The organism is Mycolicibacterium psychrotolerans, from assembly GCF_010729305.1.
GTDB lineage: Bacteria > Actinomycetota > Actinomycetes > Mycobacteriales > Mycobacteriaceae > Mycobacterium > Mycobacterium psychrotolerans.
This window is the reverse complement of the sequence record NZ_AP022574.1, coordinates 3,849,156-3,873,974: the sequence shown is the minus strand read 5'-3', so window position 1 is coordinate 3,873,974 and position 24,819 is coordinate 3,849,156. Positions and strand designations below refer to the sequence as shown.

Genomic DNA, 24,819 nt, shown 5'->3' with positions numbered 1-24,819 from the left:
GGAGTTACCTATGTCCGAGCGCGTCATCCTCGCGTATTCCGGCGGTCTGGACACCTCGGTGGCGATCAGCTGGATCGGCAAGGAGACCGGTCGCGAAGTGGTCGCCGTGGCCATCGACCTCGGGCAGGGCGGCGAGGACATGGAGGTCGTGCGCCAGCGAGCGCTGGACTGCGGCGCCGTCGAGGCGGTCGTCGTCGACGCGCGCGACGAGTTCGCCGAGCAGTACTGCCTGCCCGCGATCCAGTCCAACGCGCTCTACATGGACCGCTACCCGCTGGTGTCGGCCCTGAGTCGGCCGCTGATCGTCAAACACCTCGTCGACGCGGCCCGCGAGCACGGTGGCGGCATCGTCGCGCACGGCTGCACCGGCAAGGGCAACGACCAGGTCCGCTTCGAGGTCGGCTTCGCCTCGCTGGCACCCGATCTCGAGGTGCTGGCACCGGTCCGGGACTACGCATGGACGCGGGAAAAGGCGATCGCGTTCGCCGAGGAGAACGCCATCCCGATCAACGTCACCAAGCGCTCGCCGTTCTCCATCGACCAGAACGTGTGGGGTCGTGCGGTGGAAACCGGCTTCCTGGAACACCTCTGGAACGCGCCCACCAAGGACGTGTACGACTACACCGAGGATCCGACGGTCAACTGGAGCAGTCCGGACGAAGTGATCGTCGGGTTCGACAAGGGCGTGCCGGTGAGCATCGACGGAGCGCCGGTGACCGTCCTGCAGGCCATCGAGCAACTCAACGCACGCGCGGGTGCGCAGGGCGTGGGCCGCCTCGATGTCGTCGAGGACCGACTGGTCGGCATCAAGAGCCGGGAGATCTACGAGGCGCCCGGCGCGATGGTGCTCATCACCGCGCACACCGAACTCGAGCACGTCACGCTGGAGCGCGAACTCGGCCGGTTCAAGCGCGGCACCGACCAGAAGTGGGGCGAACTGGTCTACGACGGCCTCTGGTACTCGCCGCTGAAGACGGCGCTGGAAGCGTTCGTCGCCCAGACCCAGCAGCACGTGACCGGCGAGATCCGGCTGGTCCTGCACGGCGGCCACATCGCGGTCAACGGCAGGCGGAGCCAGGAATCTCTCTACGACTTCAACCTCGCCACCTACGACGAGGGCGACACGTTCGACCAGTCCTCCGCGAAGGGGTTCGTGCACGTGCACGGGTTGTCGTCGAGTCTGTCGGCGCGACGGGACCTCGGGATCAAGTGAGCACCAACGAGGGTTCGCTGTGGGGCGGCCGGTTCGCCGACGGCCCCTCGGACGCGCTGGCCGCGCTGAGCAAGTCGACGCACTTCGACTGGGTGCTGGCGCCCTATGACGTCGCCGCCTCGAAGGCGCACGTGCGGGTGCTCCACCGCGCCGGGCTGCTCACCGAGGAGCAACGCGACGGGTTGCTCGCAGGCCTGGACAGTCTCGGCGCCGACGTCGCCGACGGCAGCTTCGGTCCGATCGTCACCGACGAGGACGTGCACGGGGCGCTCGAGCGCGGGCTGATCGACCGGGTCGGTGCCGACCTCGGGGGCCGGCTGCGGGCGGGCCGGTCGCGCAACGATCAGGTGGCCACCCTGTTCCGGTTGTGGCTGCGCGATGCGATCCGCCGGGTCGCCGACGGCGTCCTCGAGGTGGTCGCGGCGCTGGCGACGCAGGCCGCCGCCCATCCCACCGCGATCATGCCCGGCAAGACGCACCTGCAGTCGGCCCAGCCGGTGCTGCTCGCGCACCACCTGCTGGCCCACGCGCACCCGCTGCTGCGCGACGTGGACCGGCTCGCCGACGTCGACAAGCGCGCCGCGGTGTCGCCCTACGGGTCGGGCGCATTGGCCGGATCGTCGCTCGGCCTCGACCCGGACGCGATCGCCGAGGAGCTGGGATTCACAGCGGCAGCCGACAATTCGATCGACGCCACCGCCGCGCGGGACTTCGCCGCCGAAGCAGCCTTCGTCTTCGGGCTGATCGGTGTGGACCTGTCCCGGCTTGCCGAGGACATCATCTTGTGGAGCACCACCGAATTCGGCTACGTGAGGCTGCACGACGCGTGGTCGACCGGCAGCTCGATCATGCCGCAGAAGAAGAACCCCGACATCGCCGAGCTCGCGCGCGGCAAGGCCGGCCGGCTCATCGGCAACCTCACCGGGCTGCTGGCCACATTGAAGGCCCAGCCGCTGGCGTACAACCGCGACCTGCAGGAGGACAAGGAGCCCGTCTTCGATTCGGTGGCGCAACTGGAACTGCTGCTCCCGGCGATGGCGGGCCTGGTGGCGACGCTGAGTTTCGACGAGGACCGGATGGCCGCGCTGGCGCCGTTGGGTTACACGCTGGCCACCGACGTCGCCGAATGGCTGGTGCGGCGCGGGGTTCCGTTCCGCGTGGCCCACGAGGCCGCCGGTGCGGCGGTGCGGGCGGCCGAAGCCCGCGGGGTGGGTTTGGAGGAGCTCGAGGACGCCGAACTCGCCGCCCTGCACCCCGAGCTCGGTCCGCAGGTCCGCGAGGTGCTCACCGTGGAAGGGTCGGTGAACTCGCGCGACGCGCGCGGCGGCACGGCGCCGGTCCAGGTGGCCCGACAGCTCAGCGGCGTGCGGGAGACCGCGGAGTCGCTGCGGTCACGGCTTCGGGAGGGGCGCCGTTAAGTATCCTCGGCGAGCGTCAGCCAGTCCTCCTCCAACGACTGCTTGCGGGAGAGCAGTTCGCCGAGCTCGGCGTTGAGCCCTGCGGCGCGCACGTGGTCGGCGGCGGCGTCGGCCATCGACTCGTGCAGTTCGGCGATGCGGTCCTCGAGTTTGGCGAGCTGGTTCTCGATGCGCGCCATCTCCTTGCCAGTGCGGCGATCCTTCGCCGCCGCGGACTCGCCGTTCTTGGCTTGAGCGCGGACCGGTTCCGGCGCTGTCGAGGCCGCGCGGCCCGCCAGATACTGCTCGATACCGCCGGGCAGCAGCTCGCACCGCCCGCCGCCGGTCAGCGCATAGGTGACGTCGCTGACACGTTCGAGGAAGTAGCGGTCGTGCGTCACGACGATCAGCGTGCCGGGCCAGCCGTCGAGGTAGTCCTCGATGACCGTCAGGGTTTCGATGTCGAGGTCGTTGGTCGGCTCGTCGAGCAGCAACACATTCGGTTCGTCGAGCAGCAGTCGCAGGAACTGCAGCCGCCGGCGTTCACCGCCGGAGAGCTCACTGAGCCGGGTGGTCAGCTTGTCGCCGGTGAACCCGAAATCCTTGAGAAGCGTGTCGGCGGTGACTTCCCGGCCCTCGGCCAGTTCGGTGACCCTGCGCCGGTCCTCGACCGCGTCCAGGACGCGTGCGGATTCGTCGAGTTCGGCCAGCGCCTGGCTCAGATGGCCGATCCGCAGCGTCACACCCCGCTTGACGGTGCCCGCCGTCGGCGACATCTCGCCGGCCAGCAGCCGCAGCACCGACGTCTTGCCGGTGCCGTTGACGCCGACCAGTCCGATGCGTGCGCCGGGACCGATCGACCAGTCGATCCGGTCGAGCAGTGTGCGCGGCGGATCGCCCACCGTGAGCGTGACGCGGTGCAGATCGAAGACGTCCTTGCCGAGCCGGGACGTGGCAAACCGCTGCAGCAGCAGCGAATCGCGCGGCGGCGGTTCGTTGGCGATCAGGTCGTTGGCCGCCTGGATGCGGAACTTCGGCTTCGACGTCCGTGCCGGCGGCCCGCGCCGCAGCCATGCGAGCTCTTTGCGCATCAGGTTTCTGCGCCGCGCCTCGGTGCCCGCGGCGGTCCGCATCCGCTCGGCGCGCGACAGCACGAACGCGGCGTAGCCGCCGTCGTAGGCGTCGACGACACCGTCGTGGACCTCCCACGTGCTGGTGCACACCGCGTCGAGGAACCAGCGGTCGTGGCTGACCACCACCAGCGCCCGCGCCGGCCGCGCGCTCAGATGCCCTGCCAGCCAACCGATCACCTCCACGTCGAGGTGGTTCGTGGGTTCGTCGAGCACGAGCACGTCGTGGCCACCGAGCAGCACCTCGGCCAACGCGACGCGGCGCCGCTCGCCACCGGACAGCGCAGCCGCCGCGGCATCGAGCTGCACCTCGGCGAGCAGATGCTCGACCACCGCGCGGGTGTCCGGTTCGGCGGCCCAGATGTGGTCGGGCCGGCCGCCGACGATCACGTCGCGCACGGTTTCGTTCGGCGCGAAGTCATCGGACTGCCGCAGGTATCCCACCGAGAGACCGGAGGTGTGGGTGGCCCGCCCGGAATCCGGCGCCTGCGTACCGGTCAGCACCTTCAGCAGTGTGGTCTTGCCGTCGCCGTTGCGGCCCACCACGCCGATCGCGTCGCCTTCCTCGACTCCGAGGCTGACGGCGTCGAGCAACGTGCGGGTGCCGTAGCCCACGGTCGCCTTTTCCAGGTTGATCAGGTTTGCCATCAGCCGCCGATGATAGGCGGGTCCTGTGCCATGATGACGTCTGCAGTCGGGGACGAGGCGATGCGGGGTCAGCGATAGGGGAGCGCGCGTTGGTGCATCTGTCGGCGATAACCAGACCGGTGGGCCGGCTGGTCGCCACTGCTCAGAACGGTCTCGAGGTGCTGCGCTACGGCGGCCTGGAAACCGGCTCGGTGCCGTCGCCGTTCCAGATCATCGAGAGCGTCCCGATGTACCGGCTGCGCCGCTACTTTCCGCCCGACACCCGCCCCGGGTCCAAGCCCGCGGGTCCGCCGGTGCTGATGGTGCATCCGATGATGATGTCGGCCGACATGTGGGACGTCACCCGCCAGGACGGCGCGGTGGGCATCCTGCACCGCGCCGGCGTCGACCCGTGGGTGATCGATTTCGGGTCGCCCGACAAGGTCGAGGGCGGCATGCAGCGCAACCTGGCCGACCACGTCGTCGCGCTCAGCGAAGCCGTCGACACTGTCAAGACGGTGACCGGCCGGGACGTACACCTGGCGGGGTACTCCCAGGGCGGCATGTTCGCCTACCAGTCGGCGGCGTACCGGCGATCGAAGGATCTCGCGAGCATCATCGCGTTCGGCTCCCCGGTGGACACGCTCGCCGCGCTCCCGATGAACCTGCCCGCGAGCCTGGCGCCCGTCGCGGCCGACTTCATGGCCGACCACGTCTTCAACCGGATCGACATTCCCGGGTGGATGGCACGCACCGGCTTCCAGATGCTCGACCCGATCAAGACCGCCCAGTCGCGGCTGGAGTTCCTTCGCCAGCTGCACGACCGGGAAGCGTTGCTGCCGCGCGAACAGCAGCGCCGGTTCCTGGCCTCCGAGGGCTGGATCGCGTGGTCGGGTCCGGCGATCTCCGAACTGCTCAAACAATTCGTCGCCCACAACCGGATGATGACCGGCGGCTTCTCCGTCCACGGCGATCTGGTGACGCTCTCCGATATCGACTGCCCGGTGCTCGCGGTCATCGGCGAGGTCGACGACATCGGGCAGCCGGCATCCGTGCGCGGCATCAAGCGGGCCGCCCCGAAGGCTGACGTCTACGAATTCCTCATCCGCGCAGGCCATTTCGGACTCGTGGTGGGATCCAAGGCATCCAGCCAGACCTGGCCGACCGTCGCGCAGTGGGTGCGCTGGCTCGACGGTGGCGGTGGCATGCCCGAAGGCGTCACACCGATGCCGTTGCAGCCGGGCGAGCCCAACGACAACGGGGTGTCGCTGACCTCCCGGCTGGCGCACGGCGCGACCGCCGCCACCGAGATGGCGTTCAGCCTCGCCAAATCCGCGGCGGGCGCGCTGGTGTCGGCCAACAGGTCGGCGCGCACCCTGGCCGTCGAGACCGCCCGCACCCTGCCGCGACTCGCCCGTCTCGGCCAGGTCAACGACCACACCCGGATCTCGTTGGGCCGCATCATGAGTGAGCAGGCGCGCGACGTCCCCCAAGGCGAGGCGCTGCTGTTCGACGGCCGCGTGCACACCTACGAGGCCGTCGACCGGCGCATCAACAACGTCGTGCGCGGGCTGATCGACGTCGGTGTGCGACAGGGCGCCCGGGTGGGCCTGCTGATGGAGACCCGGCCCAGCGCGCTCGTCGCGATCGCCGCGCTGTCGCGGCTGGGCGCCGTCGCAGTGCTGATGCCCTCGGACGCCGATCTCGTCGAAGCCGCACGGCTGGGTGCGGTCACCGAGATCATCACCGACCCCAGCAATCTCGAGGCCGCGCGCACACTCAACACGCGTGTGCTGGTGCTCGGCGGCGGCGAATCGCGCGACCTGCACCTGCCCGAAGACGCCGACGTGATCGACATGGAGAAGATCGACCCGGACCGCGTCGACCTGCCCGGGTGGTACCGGCCCAACCCCGGCCTGGCCCGGGATTTCGCGTTCGTCGCGTTCAGCACGATCAGCGGCGAGCTCGTCGCGCGCCAGATCACCAACTACCGATGGGCGCTGTCGGCATTCGGCACCGCCTCGGCGGCGAACCTGAGCCGCAACGACACCGTGTACTGCCTGACCCCGTTGCACCACCAGTCCGGTCTGCTCGTCAGCCTGGGCGGGGCGGTGGTGGCCGGCGCTCGCATCGCGTTGTCCCGCGAGCTGCGCCCCGACCGCTTCCTGCAGGAGATCCGGCAGTACGGCGTGACGGTGGTGTCCTACACGTGGGCGATGCTGCGGGAGGTCATCGACGACCCGGCCTTCTCGCTGACGGGCAGCCACCCGGTGCGTGTGTTCATCGGCTCGGGTATGCCCGTCGGGCTGTGGAAGCGGGTCGTCGAGACCTTCGAGCCGGCCACCGTCGTCGAGTTCTTCGCCACCACCGACGGACAGGCGGTGCTGGCCAACGTCGCAGGCGCGAAGAGGGGCAGCAAGGGCAGGCCGCTGCCCGGCGGCGGCGAGATCGCGCTGGCCGCTTACGATCCCGAGGACAACCTGATCCTCGAGGACGACCGTGGGTTCGTCCGGCGCGCCGAGGTCAACGAGGTCGGGATGCTGCTCGCTCATCCGCGCGGCCCGGTCGACCCGCTGGCATCGGTCAAGCGCGGGGTGTTCGCCCCCGCCGACACCTGGGTGTCCACGGAGTATTTGTTCCGTCGGGATGAGGACGGCGATTACTGGCTCGTCGACAACCGCGCCGCGGTGATCCACACGGCCCGCGGTCCGGTCTTCGCGGCCACGGTCAACGACGCGGTCGGCCAGCTGGACGCGGTGGACATGGCCCTCACCTACGCCGTCCCCGCCGGCTCCGAGACGCTCGCGGTCACCGCGCTGGCCCTGCGTCCGGGGGGCAGCGTCCCGTCGGCCGATCTTTCGGAGGCGCTGGCCGATCTTCCCGTCGGCGCCGCCCCCGACATCGTGCACGTGGTCAATGAGATGACGCTGACGGCGACCTATCGCCCGCTGGCAGGCCCGCTGCAGGCCGAGGGCATTCCGAAGGCGTCCCGTAACGCCTGGTACCGGGACGCCGATACCCATCGGTACAAGCGGTTGACCACTGCCGTGCGCAGCGAGATCGCAGGAAATCGGCAGTGATGCCCGGCCTGAGCCGCACTGTTAGGCTCGCGCTGGCGACTCCTAGGAGGATTGATGTCACCACGCAACTGGCGCCGCGCCACCGCGACCGCAGTGGCAGGTGCCGCGCTGGTCGGAGGTCTCGCGGCCGGTATGTCGGCACCTGCGGCGCTGGCTGATCCGGTCCCCGCACCGTCCACCGACGGTCAGAAGCCGCCGATGACGGCCGACCAGGCACTCGCCATCATCGCCAACGAGTATGACCTCGGCGCCGGTGGCGGGCAGCTGTCCAAGCTGATCCACCAGGTCCTGATCCTGCGCGGCCAAGGGTTCAAGCCGTCGGCTGCCAACAGGGAAGCGATCACCGCGGCCCTGGACAAGCGTCCCAATCAGGCACCGCTCATCGCGGCACTCGAGCAGACCCTGGTCTACCAGCGGAAGTTGCAGATGCGATCCGCCAACCAGGTCCAGCAGCCTGCGGTGGCACCGCCGGCCACGCCCGGCATCGTGCAGGCGCCGATGGGGCCGGGCTGGGGACCGGGCAATCCGATGATCAAGGACCCCGGGGACAACATCTTCCCGATGCCCGGTCGGACGGGATGACCCTCGACAGCGCGTTGCTGTCGCTGCTGGTGTGCCCCGAGGATCGGGGGCCGCTCTTGTACATCGACAACTGCCTGTACAACCCGCGTCTGCACCGCAAATACCGGATCGAGGACGACATTCCGGTGCTGTTGGTCGACGAGGCGGTCACCGTCGACGACGACGAGCATCGGCGTCTTGCCGGCGCGGCGGATCAGGCCTAGGGGAGCCCGGGCAGGTCACCCGTCAGGTATCGCTGCAGGTTCGGTGCGATCGTCTCGACGACCTGGTCGACGGGCAGCGATCGGAACGGTTCCAGTTCGAGGATGTAGCGGGCCATCACGACCCCGACCAGCTGGGACGCGACGAACTGCACCCGGATCGGGCCGCTGCCCGGCGGATCGTCCACGCGGGCGCCGACTTCGGCGGTGATGACGTCCTGCAGGAACGATCTGACCATCGACACGTCACTGCCTGCCAGCATCGAACGCAGCGTGGCGATGAAACCCTTACCCAGTTCCGAATCCCACAGGGGCAGCAGCAGCGACGGCAGCACGTGTCCGATCTGGTCGACCGGCACCTCGCGCAGCGGGCCGATCACGGTCATCGGGTCGATCGGGATGTGGATCGCGGCCGCGAACAGCTGCGTCTTGGTGCCGAAATAGTGATGCACCAGCGCGGGATCCACCTCGGCCGCGGCGGCGATCGCGCGAATCGAGGTGCTGTCGATCCCGTTGCGCGCGAACAGGTCTCGAGCAGCGGCCAGGATGCGGTCGCGGGTGTCCGAGGTGCCGGGCGGCCGTCCCGGGCGTTTGCGGTCCTGGTCGGTCGTCACGTCGCCTACGGTGTCCTTCGCCTCAATGTCGCCGCGGCCAGACCGAGCGCCACCATCGCGAAGCCGGCGACGATCGCGACGTCGCGCACGGCCACCGATGTCAGCTCGGTGTGGGCGCCGACCTGCCGGAGTGCCTCCAGAGCGTAACTGGCGGGCATCGCGTTGCTGATCCACTGCAACCAGTCGGGCAGCTGCTCGCGCGGCACGATGATGCCGCACAGCAGGAGTTGGGGCGCGATGACCAGCGGCATGAACTGCACGGCCTGGAACTCGGTGCGCGCGAAGGCGCTGCACAGCAGGCCGAGTCCGACGCCGAGCACGGCGTTGAGGATCGCGATCGCGAACACCCACGCCGGGTTGCCCGCGGTGTCGAGACCGAGCAGCCAGAACGACACGACGCAGGCCAGGCTCGCCTGTGCGGCGGCGGCGAGCGAGAACGCCGTGCCGTATGCGGCCAGCAGATCGAGGCGGCGCAGCGGCGTGGTCAGGATGCGTTCCAGCGTCCCGGAGACGCGCTCGCGCTGCATGGTGATCGAGGTGATCAGGAACATCACGATGAGGGGGAAGACGCCCAGCATGACCAGGCAGGCGTTGTCGAACGGGGACGGCACGCCCGGCCGGGTCGGTATGTCGTCGAACATGAAGTACATCAGCGTGATGATCAGGCTGGGGACGAGCAGGATCATCGCGACGCTGCGGTGATCGGCGGCGACCTGGCGCAGGATGCGTACCGTCGTTGCGAGAAAGGCGCGGGGGCTCGCCGCGCTCAGGCCGGTGCGGCTGCGATGTCGCGCCGGATGATGGACAGGAACGCCTCGTCCAACGACTGACATGCGGTGTCCTCTCGGAGTCGGGTCGGTGTGGTGTGGGCCAGGAGCCTGCCGTCGCGCAGGAGGAGAAGGTCCTCGCAGCGGTCGGCCTCGTCCATCACGTGACTGGAGATCAGCAGCGTCGTCCCGTGCCGCGCGAGTGTGGCGAAGCGGTCCCACAGATCGGCTCGCAGCACCGGGTCCAGGCCGACGGTCGGCTCGTCCAGCACGAGGACCTCCGGCTGCGCGACGAGGGCACAGGCCAGCGAGACCCTGGTCCGCTGGCCACCGGACAGGTTGCCGGCGAGGGACCGGCGGAAGTCGTCGAGACCGACGGCCGCCAGGGCGTCGTCCACGTCGCTCGGCTCGCTGCCGTACAGCGCGGCGAAGTAGCGCACGTTGTCGACGACCCGCAGGTCCGGATAGATCGTCGGATTCTGGGTGACGTAGCCGACGCGATGCCGCAGTTCGGCGCAGCCCGCGGGCAGCCCGAGCACGGTCACCGAGCCGGCCGAGACGATCTGGGTGCCGACGATGCTGCGCATCAACGTCGTCTTGCCGCATCCGGAGGGACCCAGCAGGCCCGTGATGGCGCCGCGCGCCACACGCAGCGTCACGCCGTCCAGCGCAATGCGTCCGCCGCGGCGGACGCGCAGATCGGCGATGTCGATCGCCGCGTCGACTGGCCCCGGCGGTAATTCATCGACTGATGAACTCATCATGTGATGAATAGTGCGCCGCGTACGGAACCGTGTCAAGAGCGTCCGTAGGATGTCGACGGTGGTGCCAGATTCGCTGCGGGTCATCCCGGCCGGCTCGGTCGATGTCACCGCACCGGTCCCGATCGACGGGCTGTCCCATGTCGACCCTGGCGATCCCGCGATGCCGATGTACCGGGTGATCGCCAACAACCGGCGTCCCGTCGCGTTGCGCGATCTGATGATCGCGCCGGTGCGGTCGGGCTACATCGGCGACGGACGGCAACCCGACCCGGCGCTGGTGCCGGCGTCCGGCGCCGAAGCGGTGCCCGACGTCGCGGTCGATCAGGTCTACCTGCCGGTGCGCGACGGCGTCGCACGCTGCCAGCTCTACCGTCCGGTCAGGTCGGGGCAGACGCCTCTGCCGGTGATCGTCTACTTCCACGGCGGGGGATTCACCGTCGGATCCTCGGAGGACTGCGACTTCCTCGCGCGCAAGCTGGCGGACACCAACGACGCGCTGGTGGTCTCGGCGAACTACCGCTCCGCGCCCGAATTCATGTTCCCGGTGCCGCTCGACGACGCGTTCGACGTCTACCGCTGGGTGACCCGACACGCCCCCGAGCTCAACGGCGACCCGGCGCACGTGGTGGTCGCGGGCGACTCCGCCGGCTCGAACTTCGCGGCCGCGATCCCGCTGCGGGCCCGCGACGAAGGGGTGCGCGTCCCCGACGGCGTGGTGATGCTCGGCGCGTTCGCCGACTTCCAATTCGAACGGTGGCCGTCGTTTCTCGCGCTGGCGCCGCGGGGCATCGTCTACGACATGGCATTCGCCGGCTTCATCCGCGGCGCCTACGTCGGCGCGCAACGCTGGAACCATCCGTGGGTCAGCCCCATCGACGGTGACCTCTCCGGCTACCCGCTCACCGTCGTCGTCGCCGGCACCCACGACCCGATCGTCGATTCCGCGCGGGCGTTCGCCGACCGGATCCGCGCCGCCGGCGGACGCACTGTCGACTACTTTCCGGAGGGGATGCCGCACGGGTTCTACTTCTTTCCCGGCGTCCATCCCGAGGAGGACGTCGCCTACCGCGTCGTCGCCGAAGCGCTGCGCGACGTGTTCGGACGCTGACGTGAGCGCCGAGCGGCTCGCCGTCGACCCGGTCAGTGCCGCCCAGTTGCTGCTGGGCTCACGACTGACCGCCCGCGGGGTGAGCGCGGTGATCGTCGAGGTGGAGGCGTACGGCGGGCCGGCCGACGGACCGTGGCCCGACGCGGCGTCGCACTCGTTCCGTGGGCCGGGCGGACGCAACACGGTGATGTTCGGGCCGGCCGGTCACCTGTACACCTACCGCAGCCACGGCATCCACGTGTGTGCCAACGTGGTGTGCGCCACCGACGGCGTCGCGGGCGCGGTGTTGCTTCGCGCAGCGGTCATCGACGACGGCGCCGACGTGGCGTGGAGCAGGCGAGGAGAGCTCGTCAAGGAGTCGGCGCTGGCCCGCGGGCCGGGCAATCTGTGCTCGGCGCTGGGCATCGAGATGGCCGACAACGGCCTCGACCTGTTCGACCCCGTTGCGCCAGTGCGGCTTTCACTGAGCCAACCGCCCAGCGCGGCGGCCGGTCCGCGGACCGGGGTCAGCAAGGCGGCGGATCGGCCGTGGCGCTTCTGGGTGTCGGGCCGGCCGGAGGTCTCGCCCTACCGGCGCAGCCCACGGGCACCCGCTCCTGGCCAGAGCGACTAGTACGGGAAGATCGACGCCGTGGGCAGCAACATTCTCGACGAATTGGACTGGCGCGGGCTGATCGCCCAGTCCACCGACCGCGACGCACTCGCCGACGCTCTGGCGGCGGGCCCCGTCACCGCCTACTCGGGGTTCGACCCGACGGCGCCGAGCCTGCATGCGGGGCATCTGATCCCGCTGCTCACGCTGCGGCGCTTCCAGCAGGCCGGACACCGGCCGATCGTCCTGGCCGGTGGTGCGACCGGCATGATCGGCGACCCCCGCGACGTCGGCGAACGCACGCTGCACACCGCCGACACGGTCGCCGAGTGGGCAGACCGGATCCGCGGGCAACTGGAGCGCTTCGTCGACTTCGACGGTTCGGCCACCGGCGCCGTCATCGCCGACAACCTGTCCTGGACCGGGCAGATGTCGGCCATCGAGTTCCTGCGCGATGTCGGGAAGCACTTCTCGGTCAACGTCATGCTCGACCGCGACACCGTGCGCCGCAGGCTCGAGGGCGACGGCATCTCCTACACCGAGTTCAGCTACATGCTGCTGCAGGCCAACGACTACGTCGAACTGCACCAGCGCCACGGGTGCACCTTGCAGATCGGTGGATCCGACCAGTGGGGCAACATCATCGCCGGCGTCCGGTTGGTGCGTCAGAAGACCGGCGCCGGAGTGCACGCGCTGACCACGCCGCTGGTCACCGACTCCGAGGGCAAGAAGTTCGGGAAGTCCACCGGCGGTGGCAGCCTGTGGCTGGACCCCGACATGACCAGTCCGTACGCCTGGTACCAGTACTTCATCAACACCGCGGACGTAGACGTCGTCCCGTACCTGCGGTGGTTCACCTTCCTTTCCGCGCAGGAGATCGCCGACCTCGGAACGGCGACCGGCGAACGGCCGCACGAACGCGCGGCCCAACGCCGGCTGGCTCGCGAACTGACCACGCTCGTGCACGGTGCGGCGGCGACCGCATCGGTGGAACACGCGAGCCAGGCCCTGTTCGGCCGAGCCGAGCTGACCGACCTCGACGAGCCGACGCTGGCGGCAGCGCTGCGCGAGGCCAGTAGCGGGGAAGTCACCGAAATCGCCCCGGGTGGACCGGATTCGATCACCGACCTGCTGGTCGCCACCGGGTTGGCGGCGAGCAAGGGCGCCGCCCGGCGGACCATCGCCGAGGGCGGAGTGTCGGTCAACAACGTGAAGATCGCCACAGACGAGTGGGTTCCGCAGCCCTCGGACTTCCTCCACGGCCGGTGGCTGGTGCTGCGCCGCGGCAAGCGGAACATCGCCGGGGTGGAACGCGTTGGATGAGCATGCGGGGCCAAATGCCCTGGTCAGAGCGCTGCGCCCGGCTTGGGAACAAAGGTGCCGGCCGGTGCGTTGAGCCTTTCGAGAGTCAACGCACCCTTGGGGTGCGCGCGCTGGGTTCCCGGTCGAAAGACACGCCCTAGCAGGCCATTTGACTCGGAGTTATCCCTGACGTAACTTATCGGAGTCGCTGCGACACGGGCCCAGCCCGGAGAGCGCGGCCGACTCCCAGAGGGTCACTCACTTCGGTGAGAGTCCTCATCTGCCCGCACCAGCGATCGCGGCCTTTCGCCGCGGGATCTGTGCGCGGTCAGTCGGCGGTGTTGTTTGAGAACTCAATAGTGTGTTTGGTGGTTTTTGTTTGTTGTTTTTTGTTGTGTCCGCATTTTCCCGTTTGGGGGCGCAACGTTTTTTACAGATGCCAGTTTTGGTGTCTTTTGTTTTGTGATCGGATTTTTCTGATTCGAATTCTGCCTGGGTTTGGTCCTGGGGGTTTTTGTTTGGAGAGTTTGATCCTGGCTCAGGACGAACGCTGGCGGCGTGCTTAACACATGCAAGTCGAACGGAAAGGCCCTTCGGGGTACTCGAGTGGCGAACGGGTGAGTAACACGTGGGTGATCTGCCCTGCACTTTGGGATAAGCCTGGGAAACTGGGTCTAATACCGAATATGACCGCGCGTTTCATGGCGTGTGGTGGAAAGCTTTTGCGGTGTGGGATGGGCCCGCGGCCTATCAGCTTGTTGGTGGGGTAATGGCCTACCAAGGCGACGACGGGTAGCCGGCCTGAGAGGGTGTCCGGCCACACTGGGACTGAGATACGGCCCAGACTCCTACGGGAGGCAGCAGTGGGGAATATTGCACAATGGGCGCAAGCCTGATGCAGCGACGCCGCGTGAGGGATGACGGCCTTCGGGTTGTAAACCTCTTTCGCCAGGGACGAAGCGCAAGTGACGGTACCTGGAGAAGAAGCACCGGCCAACTACGTGCCAGCAGCCGCGGTAATACGTAGGGTGCGAGCGTTGTCCGGAATTACTGGGCGTAAAGAGCTCGTAGGTGGTTTGTCGCGTTGTTCGTGAAAACTCACAGCTTAACTGTGGGCGTGCGGGCGATACGGGCAGACTGGAGTACTGCAGGGGAGACTGGAATTCCTGGTGTAGCGGTGGAATGCGCAGATATCAGGAGGAACACCGGTGGCGAAGGCGGGTCTCTGGGCAGTAACTGACGCTGAGGAGCGAAAGCGTGGGGAGCGAACAGGATTAGATACCCTGGTAGTCCACGCCGTAAACGGTGGGTACTAGGTGTGGGTTTCCTTCCTTGGGATCCGTGCCGTAGCTAACGCATTAAGTACCCCGCCTGGGGAGTACGGCCGCAAGGCTAAAACTCAAAGGAATTGACGGGGGCCCGCACAAGCGGCGGAGCATGTGGATTAATTCGATGCAACGCGAAGAACCTTACCTGGGTTTGACATGCACAGGACGCCGGCAGAGATGTCGGTTCCCTTGTGGCCTGTGTGCAGGTGGTGCATGGCTGTCGTCAGCTCGTGTCGTGAGATGTTGGGTTAAGTCCCGCAACGAGCGCAACCCTTGTCTCATGTTGCCAGCACGTTATGGTGGGGACTCGTGAGAGACTGCCGGGGTCAACTCGGAGGAAGGTGGGGATGACGTCAAGTCATCATGCCCCTTATGTCCAGGGCTTCACACATGCTACAATGGCCGGTACAAAGGGCTGCGATGCCGTGAGGTGGAGCGAATCCTTTCAAAGCCGGTCTCAGTTCGGATCGGGGTCTGCAACTCGACCCCGTGAAGTCGGAGTCGCTAGTAATCGCAGATCAGCAACGCTGCGGTGAATACGTTCCCGGGCCTTGTACACACCGCCCGTCACGTCATGAAAGTCGGTAACACCCGAAGCCGGTGGCCTAACCCCTTGTGGGAGGGAGCCGTCGAAGGTGGGATCGGCGATTGGGACGAAGTCGTAACAAGGTAGCCGTACCGGAAGGTGCGGCTGGATCACCTCCTTTCTAAGGAGCACCACGAGACCTGGGCCCGCCCGCATCGTGTGGGAGTTCGGGAGTGTCAGGCGATTCGTTGGATGGCGGGTCTCTGTAGTGGAGGCGCGTCGGGTGCACTCGACAAACATTTATGTGCCGGAACGGGATTCAGCTTCGGCTGGGTTTTTCGGTGCGCGGCCATCAGACACACTATTGGGCTTTGAGACAACAGCCCGTTGGTTCCCTGTCTCGCCTGTTGTGGGCGGGGCTGGGATTGGGTCGTGTTGTTGCCCTGCTTTGGTGGTGGGGTGTGGTGTTTGATTTGTGGATAGTGGTTGCGAGCATCTGGATGCGCTGGCTTTTGTGGGCTGGTGTGTCCGGTTGTAATGCAAATTTTTCTGATACCTGCGCGCGTCCCTTTGTGGGTGTGTGTGGGTGATGACTCATTTTTTTGGTTTTGTGTTGTAAGTGTTTAAGGGCGCATGGTGGATGCCTTGGCACTGAGAGCCGATGAAGGACGTGGGAGGCTGCGATATGCCTCGGGGAGCTGCCAACCGAGCGTGGATCCGAGGATGTCCGAATGGGGAAACCCGGCACGAGTGATGTCGTGTCACCCGGCACTGAATACATAGGTGTCGGGGGAACGCGGGAAGTGAAACATCTCAGTACCCGTAGGAAGAAAACAAAAGTGATTCCGTGAGTAGTGGCGAGCGAAAGCGGAGGATGGCTAAACCGTGTGCATGTGATACCCGGCGGGGGTTGTGTGTGCGGTGTTGTGGGGCGTTTCTTCTCATCACCGCCGTGATGGGCGACAGTGAGAAAATGGTGGGTTAGGTGAAGTGGCCTGGGATGGTCTGCCGGAGCGGGTGAGAGCCCCGTAACCGAAAACCCGTCATCTGTTGTGGAATGTTTTCCCCGAGTAGCAGCGGGCCCGTGGAATCTGCTGTGAATCTGCCGGGACCACCCGGTAAGCCTGAATACTTCTCAGTGACCGATAGCGGATTAGTACCGTGAGGGAATGGTGAAAAGTACCCCGGGAGGGGAGTGAAAGAGTACCTGAAACCGTGCGCTTACAATCCGTCAGAGCCTTCGACTTGTCGTGGGGTGATGGCGTGCCTTTTGAAGAATGAGCCTGCGAGTCAGGGACATGTCGCGAGGTTAACCCGGGTGGGGTAGCCGTAGCGAAAGCGAGTCTGAATAGGGCGTATCCACACAACAGTGTGTGGTGTAGTGGTGTGTTCTGGACCCGAAGCGGAGTGATCTACCCATGGCCAGGGTGAAGCGCGGGTAAGACCGCGTGGAGGCCCGAACCCACTTAGGTTGAAGACTGAGGGGATGAGTTGTGGGTAGGGGTGAAAGGCCAATCAAACTCCGTGATAGCTGGTTCTCCCCGAAATGCATTTAGGTGCAGCGTCGCAGTGTTCGTGTCGGAGGTAGAGCTACTGGATGGCCGATGGGCCTCACAAGGTTACTGACGTCAGCCAAACTCCGAATGCCGACACGGTGTAATGCGGCAGTGAGACGGCGGGGGATAAGCTCCGTGCGTCGAGAGGGAAACAGCCCAGATCGCCGGCTAAGGCCCCTAAGCGTGTGCTAAGTGGAAAAGGATGTGCAGTCGCGAAGACAACCAGGAGGTTGGCTTAGAAGCAGCCACCCTTGAAAGAGTGCGTAATAGCTCACTGGTCAAGTGATTGTGCGCCGATAATGTAGCGGGGCTCAAGCACACCGCCGAAGCCGCGGCAGCACACCTTGTGTGTGCTGGGTAGGGGAGCGTCCTGCATCCGGTGAAGCCGCCGAGTGATCGAGTGGTGGAGGGTGTGGGAGTGAGAATGCAGGCATGAGTAGCGATAAGGCAAGTGAGAACCTTGCCCGCCGAAAGACCAAGGGTTCCTGGGCCAGGCCAGTCCGCCCAGGGTGAGTCGGGACCTAAGGCGAGGCCGACAGGCGTAGTCGATGGACAACGGGTTGATATTCCCGTACCCGTGTGTGAGCGTCCCTGATGAATCACCGGTACTAACCGCCCAAAACCAGAATCACCGGCGACCTTCGGGTCAAAGGGTTTCTGGGGCTGCGCGGGACCTTCGGTGGTAGTAGTCAAGCGATGGGGTGACACAGGAAGGCAGCCGTACCAGTCAGTGGTAATACTGGGGCAAACCTGTAGGGAGAAACCTAGGCAAATCCGGGTTTCACATATCCTGAGAGGTGATGCATAGCCGAGTGAGGCGAATTCGGTGATCCTATGCTGTCGAGAAAAGCCTCTAGCGAGCGCACACACGGCCCGTACCCCAAACCAACACAGGTGGTCAGGTAGAGAATACCGAGGCGTACGAGTGAACTATGGTTAAGGAACTCGGCAAAATGCCCCCGTAACTTCGGGAGAAGGGGACCCTGTACCGTGTAAGCCCTTGCGGCCCAAGCGGAGTGGGGTGGCACAAACCAGTGAGAAGCGACTGTTTACTAAAAACACAGGTCCGTGCGAAGTCGCAAGACGATGTATACGGACTGACGCCTGCCCGGTGCTGGAAGGTTAAGAGGACCTGTTAACCCCTTCGGGGGTGAAGCGGAGAATTTAAGCCCCAGTAAACGGCGGTGGTAACTATAACCATCCTAAGGTAGCGAAATTCCTTGTCGGGTAAGTTCCGACCTGCACGAATGGCGTAACGACTTCTCAACTGTCTCAACCATAGACTCGGCGAAATTGCATTACGAGTAAAGATGCTCGTTACGCGCGGCAGGACGAAAAGACCCGGACCTTCACTACAACTTGGTATTGGTGCTCGATACGGTTTGTGTAGGATAGGTGGGAGACTGTGAAGCGGTCACGCCAGTGATTGTGGAGTCGTTGTTGAAATACCACTCTGATCGTATTGGGCCTCTAACCTCGAACCGTCTATCCGGTTCAGGGACAGTGCCTGGTGGGTAGTTTAACTGGGGCGGTTGCCTCCTAAAAAGTAACGGAGGCGCCCAAAGGTTCCCTCAACCTGGACGGCAATCAGGTGTTGAGTGTAAGTGCACAAGGGAGCTTGACTGCGAGACTGACACGTCAAGCAGGGACGAAAGTCGGGACTAGTGATCCGGCACCTCTGAGTGGAAGGGGTGTCGCTCAACGGATAAAAGGTACCCCGGGGATAACAGGCTGATCTTCCCCAAGAGTCCATATCGACGGGATGGTTTGGCACCTCGATGTCGGCTCGTCGCATCCTGGGGCTGGAGCAGGTCCCAAGGGTTGGGCTGTTCGCCCATTAAAGCGGCACGCGAGCTGGGTTTAGAACGTCGTGAGACAGTTCGGTCTCTATCCGCCGCGCGCGTCAGAAGCTTGAGGAAATCTGTCCCTAGTACGAGAGGACCGGGACGGACGAACCTCTGGTCCACCAGTTGTCCCACCAGGGGCACCGCTGGATAGCCACGTTCGGACAGGATAACCGCTGAAAGCATCTAAGCGGGAAACCCCCTCCAAGACCAGGCTTCTCACCCATTCAAGTGGGATAAGGCCCCCCGCAGACCACGGGATCGATAGACCAGACCTACAAGACCAGCAATGGTCGCAGGGAACTGGCACTAACCGGCCGAAAACTTACAACAACAACAAAACCTCGCAACCACACCACAAACAACCCACACCCCACCACCAATAACACCAACAGGGGACACAAAGAGTTCACACTCAAAAACGAGTGAATAAAGTTACGGCGGTCCATAGCGGCAGGGAAACGCCCGGACCCATCCCGAACCCGGAAGCTAAGCCTGCCAGCGCCGATGATACTACCCACACGGGTGGAAAAGTAGGACACCGCCGAACACACATTGGAATCGCCCCCCGCATTTGGCGGGGGGCGATTTCCTATTTCCGAGGAATTGCCCCGACAATTCGTCAATTGTGGCCCCGCCCTTTTTGGCCGTATCCTTTTTGTCGTGTCCCACGACAATCAGGACGGCCGCGGCGACCGTCGGCCCCAGCGCGGCGGTTCGGCCGGCAACCGGCAAGGGCCGCGGCGCGATCAGCGCTCGGCGCCGCGCACGTCGGGACCCCAGCGTGCCCGTTCCGCCCAGCCCCGGACCCACGACGACACGAGAACTCCAGCGGGACCGCCGATTCCCGCCGAGATCGAAGCCCGCCAGCTCTCTCCGGAGATCCGGGGGGAACTCACCACACTGGATCGGGCCACCGCCGACGCCGTTGCGCGTCATCTCGTCGCCGCCGGCGACCTGCTCGACGACGACCCCGAGGCAGCGCTCGAGCACGCCCGCGCGGCTCGTGCCCGCTCCGGCCGTATCGCCGCGGTGCGCGAAGCCGTCGGCATCGCCGCCTACGCCTGCGGCGACTGGGCGCAGGCGCTTGCCGAACTGCGGGCGGCCCGCCGTATGGGCAGTAAATCGCCGCTTCTCGCGCTGATCGCGGACTGCGAACGCGGGGTCGGCAGGCCCGAGCGGGCGATCGAGCTGGCCCGCAGCCCCGAGGCCGCGCAGCTGACCGGCGATGACGCCGACGAGCTGCGCATCGTGGTGGCCGGCGCCCGTTCGGATCTGGGGCAGCACGAGCAGGCGCTGGCGGTCCTGTCCACCCCGCAGCTGGACCAGTCGCGGACAGGTCAGACCGCCGCCCGGCTCTTCTACGCCTATGCCGACACGCTGCTGGCGCTCGGGCGCGCCGACGAGGCGCTGCAGTGGTTCCTCAAGGCCGCGGCCGCCGACGCCGACGGGGTCACCGACGCCGAAGAGCGCATCACGGAGCTGTCCTGACGTGAGCACACTTGCGCAGCAGCATGATTGCCTGCTGCTCGATCTCGACGGGACAGTGTTCCGCGGCCAGGAACCCACTACCGGTGCGGTCGAGACGCTGGCCTCGGTGCAGTCCCGGGTGCTGTTCGTGACGAACAACGCCTCGCGCGACGCCGCCCAGGTCGCCGACCATCTGCGCGAGCTCGGTTTCACCGCTGCGCCCGACGACGTCGTCACCAGTGCGCAGAGCGCGGCCCGGCTGCTCGCCGAACAACTCCCTCAGAACGCGAAGGTGCTCGTCGTGGGCACGGACGCGCTGGCCGAGGAGGTCCGCGGAGTCGGGTTGACGCCCGTTCGGGAGTTCGCCGACGAGCCGGTGGCGGTCGTGCAGGGTCACTCGCCGGAGACCGCGTGGCCCGCTCTCGCCGAGGCGGCGCTGGCCATCAGGGCCGGCGCGCTGTGGATCGCCGCCAACGTGGACAAGACGCTGCCCTCGGAGCGGGGTCTGCTTCCGGGCAACGGTTCGATGGTCGCGGCGCTGCGCACCGCCACCGATCGAGAACCGCAGGTGGCCGGGAAACCGTCGCCGGTGCTGATGGCGAATGCGTTGGCGCGCGGGCACTTCGAGTCACCGCTGGTGATCGGGGACCGGCTCGACACCGACATCGCGGGCGCCAACGCCGCGCAGCTGCCCAGCCTGATGGTGCTCTCGGGCGTCAACAACGCCGAGGACGCGATCTTCGCGGTTCCCGACGAGCGACCGCATCTTCTCGCCGAGGACCTCCGCGCCCTGTCCGACGACACCGACACCCTGCGCGTCGGGCCGCACCCGGCGTGGCGCGTCGACCTCGACGGCGACGCGGTCTCCGTGCACTCCACCGGGGACCATCCCGGCGACGCCCTGTCCATCGTGCGGGCGATCGCCGCCGCGGTCTGGGCGGCGGACACGCCCGCGGGCCGGCGGCGGATCGTAGCGGCCGACGACGCAGCGCGACAGGCCGCCCGGCGGTGGTCGCTGCTGTCGGACGCCATCGACTAGCGTGAACCACGACATGAGTACCGACCCCGAGCAGATCCGCGCCCACGTCGCCGAACTCCTGAGTGAGCCGACCGAGCCCACGGCCGCCGACCTCGATGCCGTGGCCGCCCGCCTGGAAGAGGCGCACGACGTGCTGGTGCGCGCGTTGGAATCGGTCGAGAAAGGCTGATCCGCGTGACGCGGCGAGCTCGTGTGGACGCCGAGCTGGTCCGGCGCGGGCTGGCGAGGTCCCGCCAGCAGGCCGCCGAGTTGATCGGTGCCGGACGGGTCAGCGTCGACGGCATGCGGGCCGCCAAACCGGCGACGGCCATCGCGGTCAGCGCGCACCTGACCGTGGAGGACGCCGGCGAACCGTCCTGGGTGTCACGCGGGGCGCACAAACTGATCGGTGCGCTCGACGCGTTCGGTGTCGACGTCGCGGGCAGGCGCTGCCTCGACGCAGGCGCCTCGACCGGTGGATTCACCGAAGTCCTGCTGGCCCGCGGTGCCGGGCACGTCGTGGCCGTCGACGTCGGCTACGGCCAACTGGCGTGGGCGCTGCGCACCGATGACCGGGTCACGGTGATGGAGCGGACCAACGTCCGAGAACTCACCTGCGACGCCATCGGCGGGCCGGTCGAGGTGATCGTGGCCGACCTGTCGTTCATCTCGCTGGCGACCGTACTGCCCGCGCTGACCGCGTGCGCGTCTCCCGGCGCGGATATCGTTCCCATGGTGAAGCCGCAGTTCGAGGTCGGTAAGGACCGAGTGGGCGCAGGCGGCGTGGTCTCCGACCCGCTGCTGCGCGCCGACGCGGTCCGATCGGTCGCCGAACGAGCGGCCCAGCTGGGTTGGTCTGCCGTGGCGGTCACGGCCAGTCCGTTGCCCGGCCCCGCGGGCAATGTCGAGTACTTCCTGCATCTACGAGCCGACACGGCGGATCCCCTGCACGGCGACGCGCTCGCCGCCGCGATTCGCCGTGCCGTCGAGGAGGGTCCCCAATGACGCTCGAACGCACCATCCTGCTGGTGGTGCACACCGGCCGCGAGGAGGCCACCGACGTCGCCCGTCGGGTCGAGAAGGTGTTGAGCGACAACGGGATAGCGCTGCGGGTGCTGTCCGCCGAGGCCGTCGACCGCGGGCCGTTGCACCTCGCGCCCGACGACATGCGCGCCCTCGGGGTCGAGATCGAGGTCGTCGACGCCGACCAGCGTGCCGCCGAGGGATGCGAGCTGGTGCTGGTGCTCGGCGGTGACGGCACCTTCCTGCGGGCGGCCGAGCTCGCCCGCAATGTCGAGATCCCGGTGCTCGGGGTGAACCTCGGCAAGATCGGCTTCCTCGCCGAAGCCGAGGCCGACTCGATCGACACCGTCCTGGACCACATCATCCGGCGCGACTACCGCGTCGAGGAGCGGATGACGCTCGACGTGGCCGTCTGGGCCGGCGGCGAACTGCTCGACCGCGGCTGGGCGCTCAACGAGGCCAGCCTGGAGAAAGGGCCGCGGCTCGGGGTGCTGGGCGTCGTGCTGGAGGTGGACGGGCGGCCGGTGTCGTCGTTCGGGTGCGACGGGGTGCTCGTCTCGACACCGACCGGTTCGACCGCGTACGCGTTCTCGGCGGGCGGGCCGGTGCTGTGGCCCGACCTCGAGGCCATCATCGTGGTGCCCAACAACGCGCACGCCCTGTTCGCCCGGCCGATGGTGACCAGCCCGCACGCGCTGATCGCCATCGAGATCGAGGCCAGCGGCCACGACGCGCTGGTGTTCTGCGACGGGCGCCGCGAGATGGTGCTGCCCGCCGGCGGCCGGCTCGAGGTCACGCGCTGCGGCACCCCGCTGAAATGGGTACGGCTGGACAGTGCGCCGTTCGCCGACCGGCTGGTGCGCAAGTTCCGGTTGCCGGTCACAGGATGGCGCGGACAGTAGTGCTAGCCGAGATTCGGATCGAGTCGCTGGGCGCCATCAGCGCCGCGACCGCGGAGTTCGACGGGGGATTGACCGTGCTGACCGGCGAGACCGGTGCGGGCAAGACCATGGTGGTGACGGGCCTGCACCTTCTCGGCGGCGCGCGTGCCGATCCGGCCAGGGTGCGGTCGGGCTCGGCCAAGGCGGTGGTCGAGGGCCGGTTCGTCACCGACGATCTGGGTGATGTCGTCGCGCAGGTGGACGCCATCCTCGATTCCTCGGGCGCGGAGCGCGACGACGACGGCAGCGTCATCGCCGCCCGCTCGGTGAGCCGGGACGGACCGTCGCGCGCCTACCTGGGCGGCCGCAGCGTGCCTGCGAAGTCGCTGAGCGAGTTCACCAGCGAGTTGCTCACGCTGCACGGCCAGAACGATCAGCTGCGCCTGATGCGTCCCGACCAGCAGCGGGCTGCGCTCGACCGGTACGCCGACGTCTCGGCGCAGCTGCAGGGCTACCGCGCGCTGCGCGACGAGTGGCTCTCGGCCCGGCGCGACCTGGACGAACGGCGGCGCCGCGCCCGCGAACTGGCGCAGGAGGCCGACCGGCTCCAGTTCGGCCTCAACGAGATCGACGTCATCGCGCCGCAACCCGGGGAGGACGAGTCGCTGGTCTCCGACATCCGGCGACTGTCCGAACTCGATGCGCTGCGCGAGGCGGTGCAGACCGCGCGTGCCGCCCTGTCGGGGCTCGGCGACGACGTGGCGGGCGAGGGATTCTCGGCCGCGGACTCCGTCGGCCAGGCCCGCTCGGCGCTGGAGAACACCGACGACGCGGCGCTCAAGTCGCTGGCCGGCCAGCTCGACACGGCGCTGACCGTGCTCACCGACGTGTCCGCCGAGCTGGGCGGCTTCCTCGCCGAATTGCCCAGCGACGCAAGCACATTGGAGGGAAAGCTGGCCCGGCAGGCCGAGCTGCGGACGCTGACCCGCAAATACGCCCCCGACATCGACGGGGTGCTGGAGTGGGCACGCACGTCGCGTGAGCGCCTGGCCCAACTCGACGTGTCCGAGGAGACGCTGGCCGGCCTCGCGCGCCGCGTCGAGGAGCTGCAGGGCACGGTGGCAGCCGCCGCGGCGGAGTTGACCAAGGTCCGGGTCAAGGCCGCCAAGGGGTTGTCCAAGGCGGTCACCGCGGAGCTGTCCGGGCTCGCGATGTCCGGCGCCCAGTTCACGATCTCCGTCGGTCCGCTGCCGGCGCGTCCCGACGACAGCGCGCCGTTGACGCTGGCCTCGGGAGACACCGTGCACGCCGGACGCGACGGAGTCGATGCCGTGGAGTTCGGGTTCGCCGCGCACGGCGGATCGGACCTGCTGCCGCTGCACAAGAGCGCCTCCGGCGGCGAGCTGTCCCGGGTGATGCTCGCCCTCGAGGTGGTGCTCGCCGTGTCGACGGAGGGCACCACGATGGTCTTCGACGAGGTCGACGCCGGCGTGGGCGGACGAGCCGCGGTCCAGATCGGCCGCCGGCTTGCGCGGCTGGCACGCACCCACCAGGTGATCGTCGTGACGCACCTGCCCCAGGTGGCTGCCTACGCCGACGCGCACCTGGTCATCGAGGGGGAGACGGCGGGCACCAAGTCCCGGGCCAAGTCCAGCGGGGTCCGCCGCCTCGACGACGACGACCGGGTGGCCGAACTGGCGCGGATGCTGGCGGGTCTCGGTGAATCCGACAGCGGGCGCGCGCACGCGCGGGAACTCCTGGATGCGGCCCGGAACGAGCGCGTCGACGCCGGTTGAG

18 protein-coding genes and 3 rRNA genes are annotated in these 24,819 nt (G+C 67.3%); 17 read left to right on the top strand and 4 right to left on the bottom strand.

Annotated elements, in window-relative coordinates:
* The first annotated feature begins 10 nt into the window (after positions 1-10).
* Positions 11-1,213, top strand: coding sequence for an argininosuccinate synthase (locus G6N45_RS18865; protein ID WP_163723617.1), 1,203 nt, complete (start codon positions 11-13; stop codon positions 1,211-1,213).
* A complete protein-coding gene (argH, locus tag G6N45_RS18860) occupies positions 1,210-2,631 on the top strand; it encodes an argininosuccinate lyase (RefSeq protein ID WP_163723616.1) in 1,422 nt (473 codons plus the stop codon). The genes G6N45_RS18865 and argH overlap by 4 nt, the downstream gene beginning before the upstream one ends.
* On the opposite strand, the gene G6N45_RS18855 is transcribed toward argH, so the two are convergent.
* Positions 2,628-4,388: an ABC-F family ATP-binding cassette domain-containing protein gene (locus G6N45_RS18855; protein WP_163723615.1), complete on the bottom strand. Its 1,761-nt coding sequence runs from the start codon at positions 4,386-4,388 to the stop codon at positions 2,628-2,630. The genes argH and G6N45_RS18855 overlap by 4 nt on opposite strands.
* A gap of 92 nt (positions 4,389-4,480) precedes the next feature.
* Between G6N45_RS18855 and G6N45_RS18850 the strand changes: the two genes are divergently transcribed.
* From G6N45_RS18850 to G6N45_RS18840, 3 genes are read left to right on the top strand one after another with little or no spacing between them, the layout of a single operon-like run.
* The gene (locus G6N45_RS18850) at positions 4,481-7,447 is read left to right on the top strand and encodes an acyl-CoA synthetase (RefSeq protein ID WP_163723614.1); all 2,967 of its coding nucleotides are present in this window, start codon (positions 4,481-4,483) and stop codon (positions 7,445-7,447) included.
* Between the two features lie 54 nt (positions 7,448-7,501).
* The gene (locus G6N45_RS18845) at positions 7,502-8,029 is read left to right on the top strand and encodes a hypothetical protein (protein ID WP_163723613.1); all 528 of its coding nucleotides are present in this window, start codon (positions 7,502-7,504) and stop codon (positions 8,027-8,029) included.
* Positions 8,026-8,232: a Trm112 family protein gene (locus G6N45_RS18840; protein ID WP_163723612.1), complete on the top strand. Its 207-nt coding sequence runs from the start codon at positions 8,026-8,028 to the stop codon at positions 8,230-8,232. The genes G6N45_RS18845 and G6N45_RS18840 overlap by 4 nt, the downstream gene beginning before the upstream one ends.
* Here G6N45_RS18840 and G6N45_RS18835 read toward each other — a convergent pair.
* Genes G6N45_RS18835 through G6N45_RS18825 form a run of 3 tightly spaced genes read right to left on the bottom strand, consistent with a single transcriptional unit; the run spans position 8,229 to position 10,374 of the window.
* The gene (locus G6N45_RS18835) at positions 8,229-8,843 is read right to left on the bottom strand and encodes a TetR/AcrR family transcriptional regulator (RefSeq protein ID WP_163723611.1); all 615 of its coding nucleotides are present in this window, start codon (positions 8,841-8,843) and stop codon (positions 8,229-8,231) included. The two genes, G6N45_RS18840 and G6N45_RS18835, sit on opposite strands and share 4 nt — an antisense overlap.
* Before the next feature lie 5 nt (positions 8,844-8,848).
* Complete coding sequence (locus G6N45_RS18830; protein ID WP_163723610.1) at positions 8,849-9,676, bottom strand: ABC transporter permease; 828 nt, start codon at positions 9,674-9,676, stop codon at positions 8,849-8,851.
* Positions 9,610-10,374, bottom strand: a complete 765-nt coding sequence (locus G6N45_RS18825) for an ABC transporter ATP-binding protein (protein WP_163723609.1) — start codon at positions 10,372-10,374, stop codon at positions 9,610-9,612. The genes G6N45_RS18830 and G6N45_RS18825 overlap by 67 nt, the downstream gene beginning before the upstream one ends.
* A 58-nt stretch (positions 10,375-10,432) precedes the next feature.
* Here G6N45_RS18825 and G6N45_RS18820 point away from each other — a divergent pair, with 58 nt between their 5' ends.
* From G6N45_RS18820 to recN, 12 genes are all read left to right on the top strand, one after another.
* Positions 10,433-11,482: an alpha/beta hydrolase gene (locus tag G6N45_RS18820; RefSeq protein ID WP_163723608.1), complete on the top strand. Its 1,050-nt coding sequence runs from the start codon at positions 10,433-10,435 to the stop codon at positions 11,480-11,482.
* A 1-nt stretch (position 11,483) separates the two neighbouring features.
* A complete protein-coding gene (locus G6N45_RS18815) occupies positions 11,484-12,095 on the top strand; it encodes a DNA-3-methyladenine glycosylase (RefSeq protein WP_163723607.1) in 612 nt (203 codons plus the stop codon).
* A gap of 18 nt (positions 12,096-12,113) precedes the next feature.
* Positions 12,114-13,397, top strand: a complete 1,284-nt coding sequence (gene tyrS / locus G6N45_RS18810; protein WP_163723606.1) for a tyrosine--tRNA ligase — start codon at positions 12,114-12,116, stop codon at positions 13,395-13,397.
* Positions 13,398-13,891: 494 nt separating this feature from the next.
* Positions 13,892-15,411, top strand: a 16S ribosomal RNA gene (locus G6N45_RS18805).
* Between the two features lie 432 nt (positions 15,412-15,843).
* Positions 15,844-18,963: ribosomal RNA gene (locus G6N45_RS18800) — 23S ribosomal RNA — on the top strand.
* A 103-nt stretch (positions 18,964-19,066) separates the two neighbouring features.
* Positions 19,067-19,180 (top strand): 5S ribosomal RNA (gene rrf / locus G6N45_RS18795).
* Together the 16S, 23S and 5S rRNA genes form the textbook arrangement of a ribosomal RNA operon.
* Positions 19,181-19,293: 113 nt before the next feature.
* Positions 19,294-20,121 carry a tetratricopeptide repeat protein gene (locus G6N45_RS18790; protein WP_163723605.1) on the top strand — a complete coding sequence of 276 codons (828 nt, stop codon included), beginning with the start codon at positions 19,294-19,296 and terminating at the stop codon, positions 20,119-20,121.
* A 1-nt stretch (position 20,122) separates the two neighbouring features.
* Complete coding sequence (locus G6N45_RS18785) at positions 20,123-21,139, top strand: HAD-IIA family hydrolase (protein WP_163723604.1); 1,017 nt, start codon at positions 20,123-20,125, stop codon at positions 21,137-21,139.
* Between the two features lie 13 nt (positions 21,140-21,152).
* Positions 21,153-21,308: a hypothetical protein gene (locus G6N45_RS27740; protein WP_170312456.1), complete on the top strand. Its 156-nt coding sequence runs from the start codon at positions 21,153-21,155 to the stop codon at positions 21,306-21,308.
* 5 nt (positions 21,309-21,313) lie between these two features.
* A complete protein-coding gene (locus tag G6N45_RS18780; protein ID WP_163723603.1) occupies positions 21,314-22,123 on the top strand; it encodes a TlyA family RNA methyltransferase in 810 nt (269 codons plus the stop codon).
* Positions 22,120-23,043, top strand: coding sequence for an NAD kinase (locus G6N45_RS18775; RefSeq protein WP_057147751.1), 924 nt, complete (start codon positions 22,120-22,122; stop codon positions 23,041-23,043). Before G6N45_RS18780 ends, G6N45_RS18775 begins: the two co-directional genes overlap by 4 nt.
* A complete protein-coding gene (recN, locus tag G6N45_RS18770; protein WP_163728693.1) occupies positions 23,043-24,818 on the top strand; it encodes a DNA repair protein RecN in 1,776 nt (591 codons plus the stop codon). The genes G6N45_RS18775 and recN overlap by 1 nt, the downstream gene beginning before the upstream one ends.
* The last annotated feature ends 1 nt before the right edge of the window (position 24,819 follow it).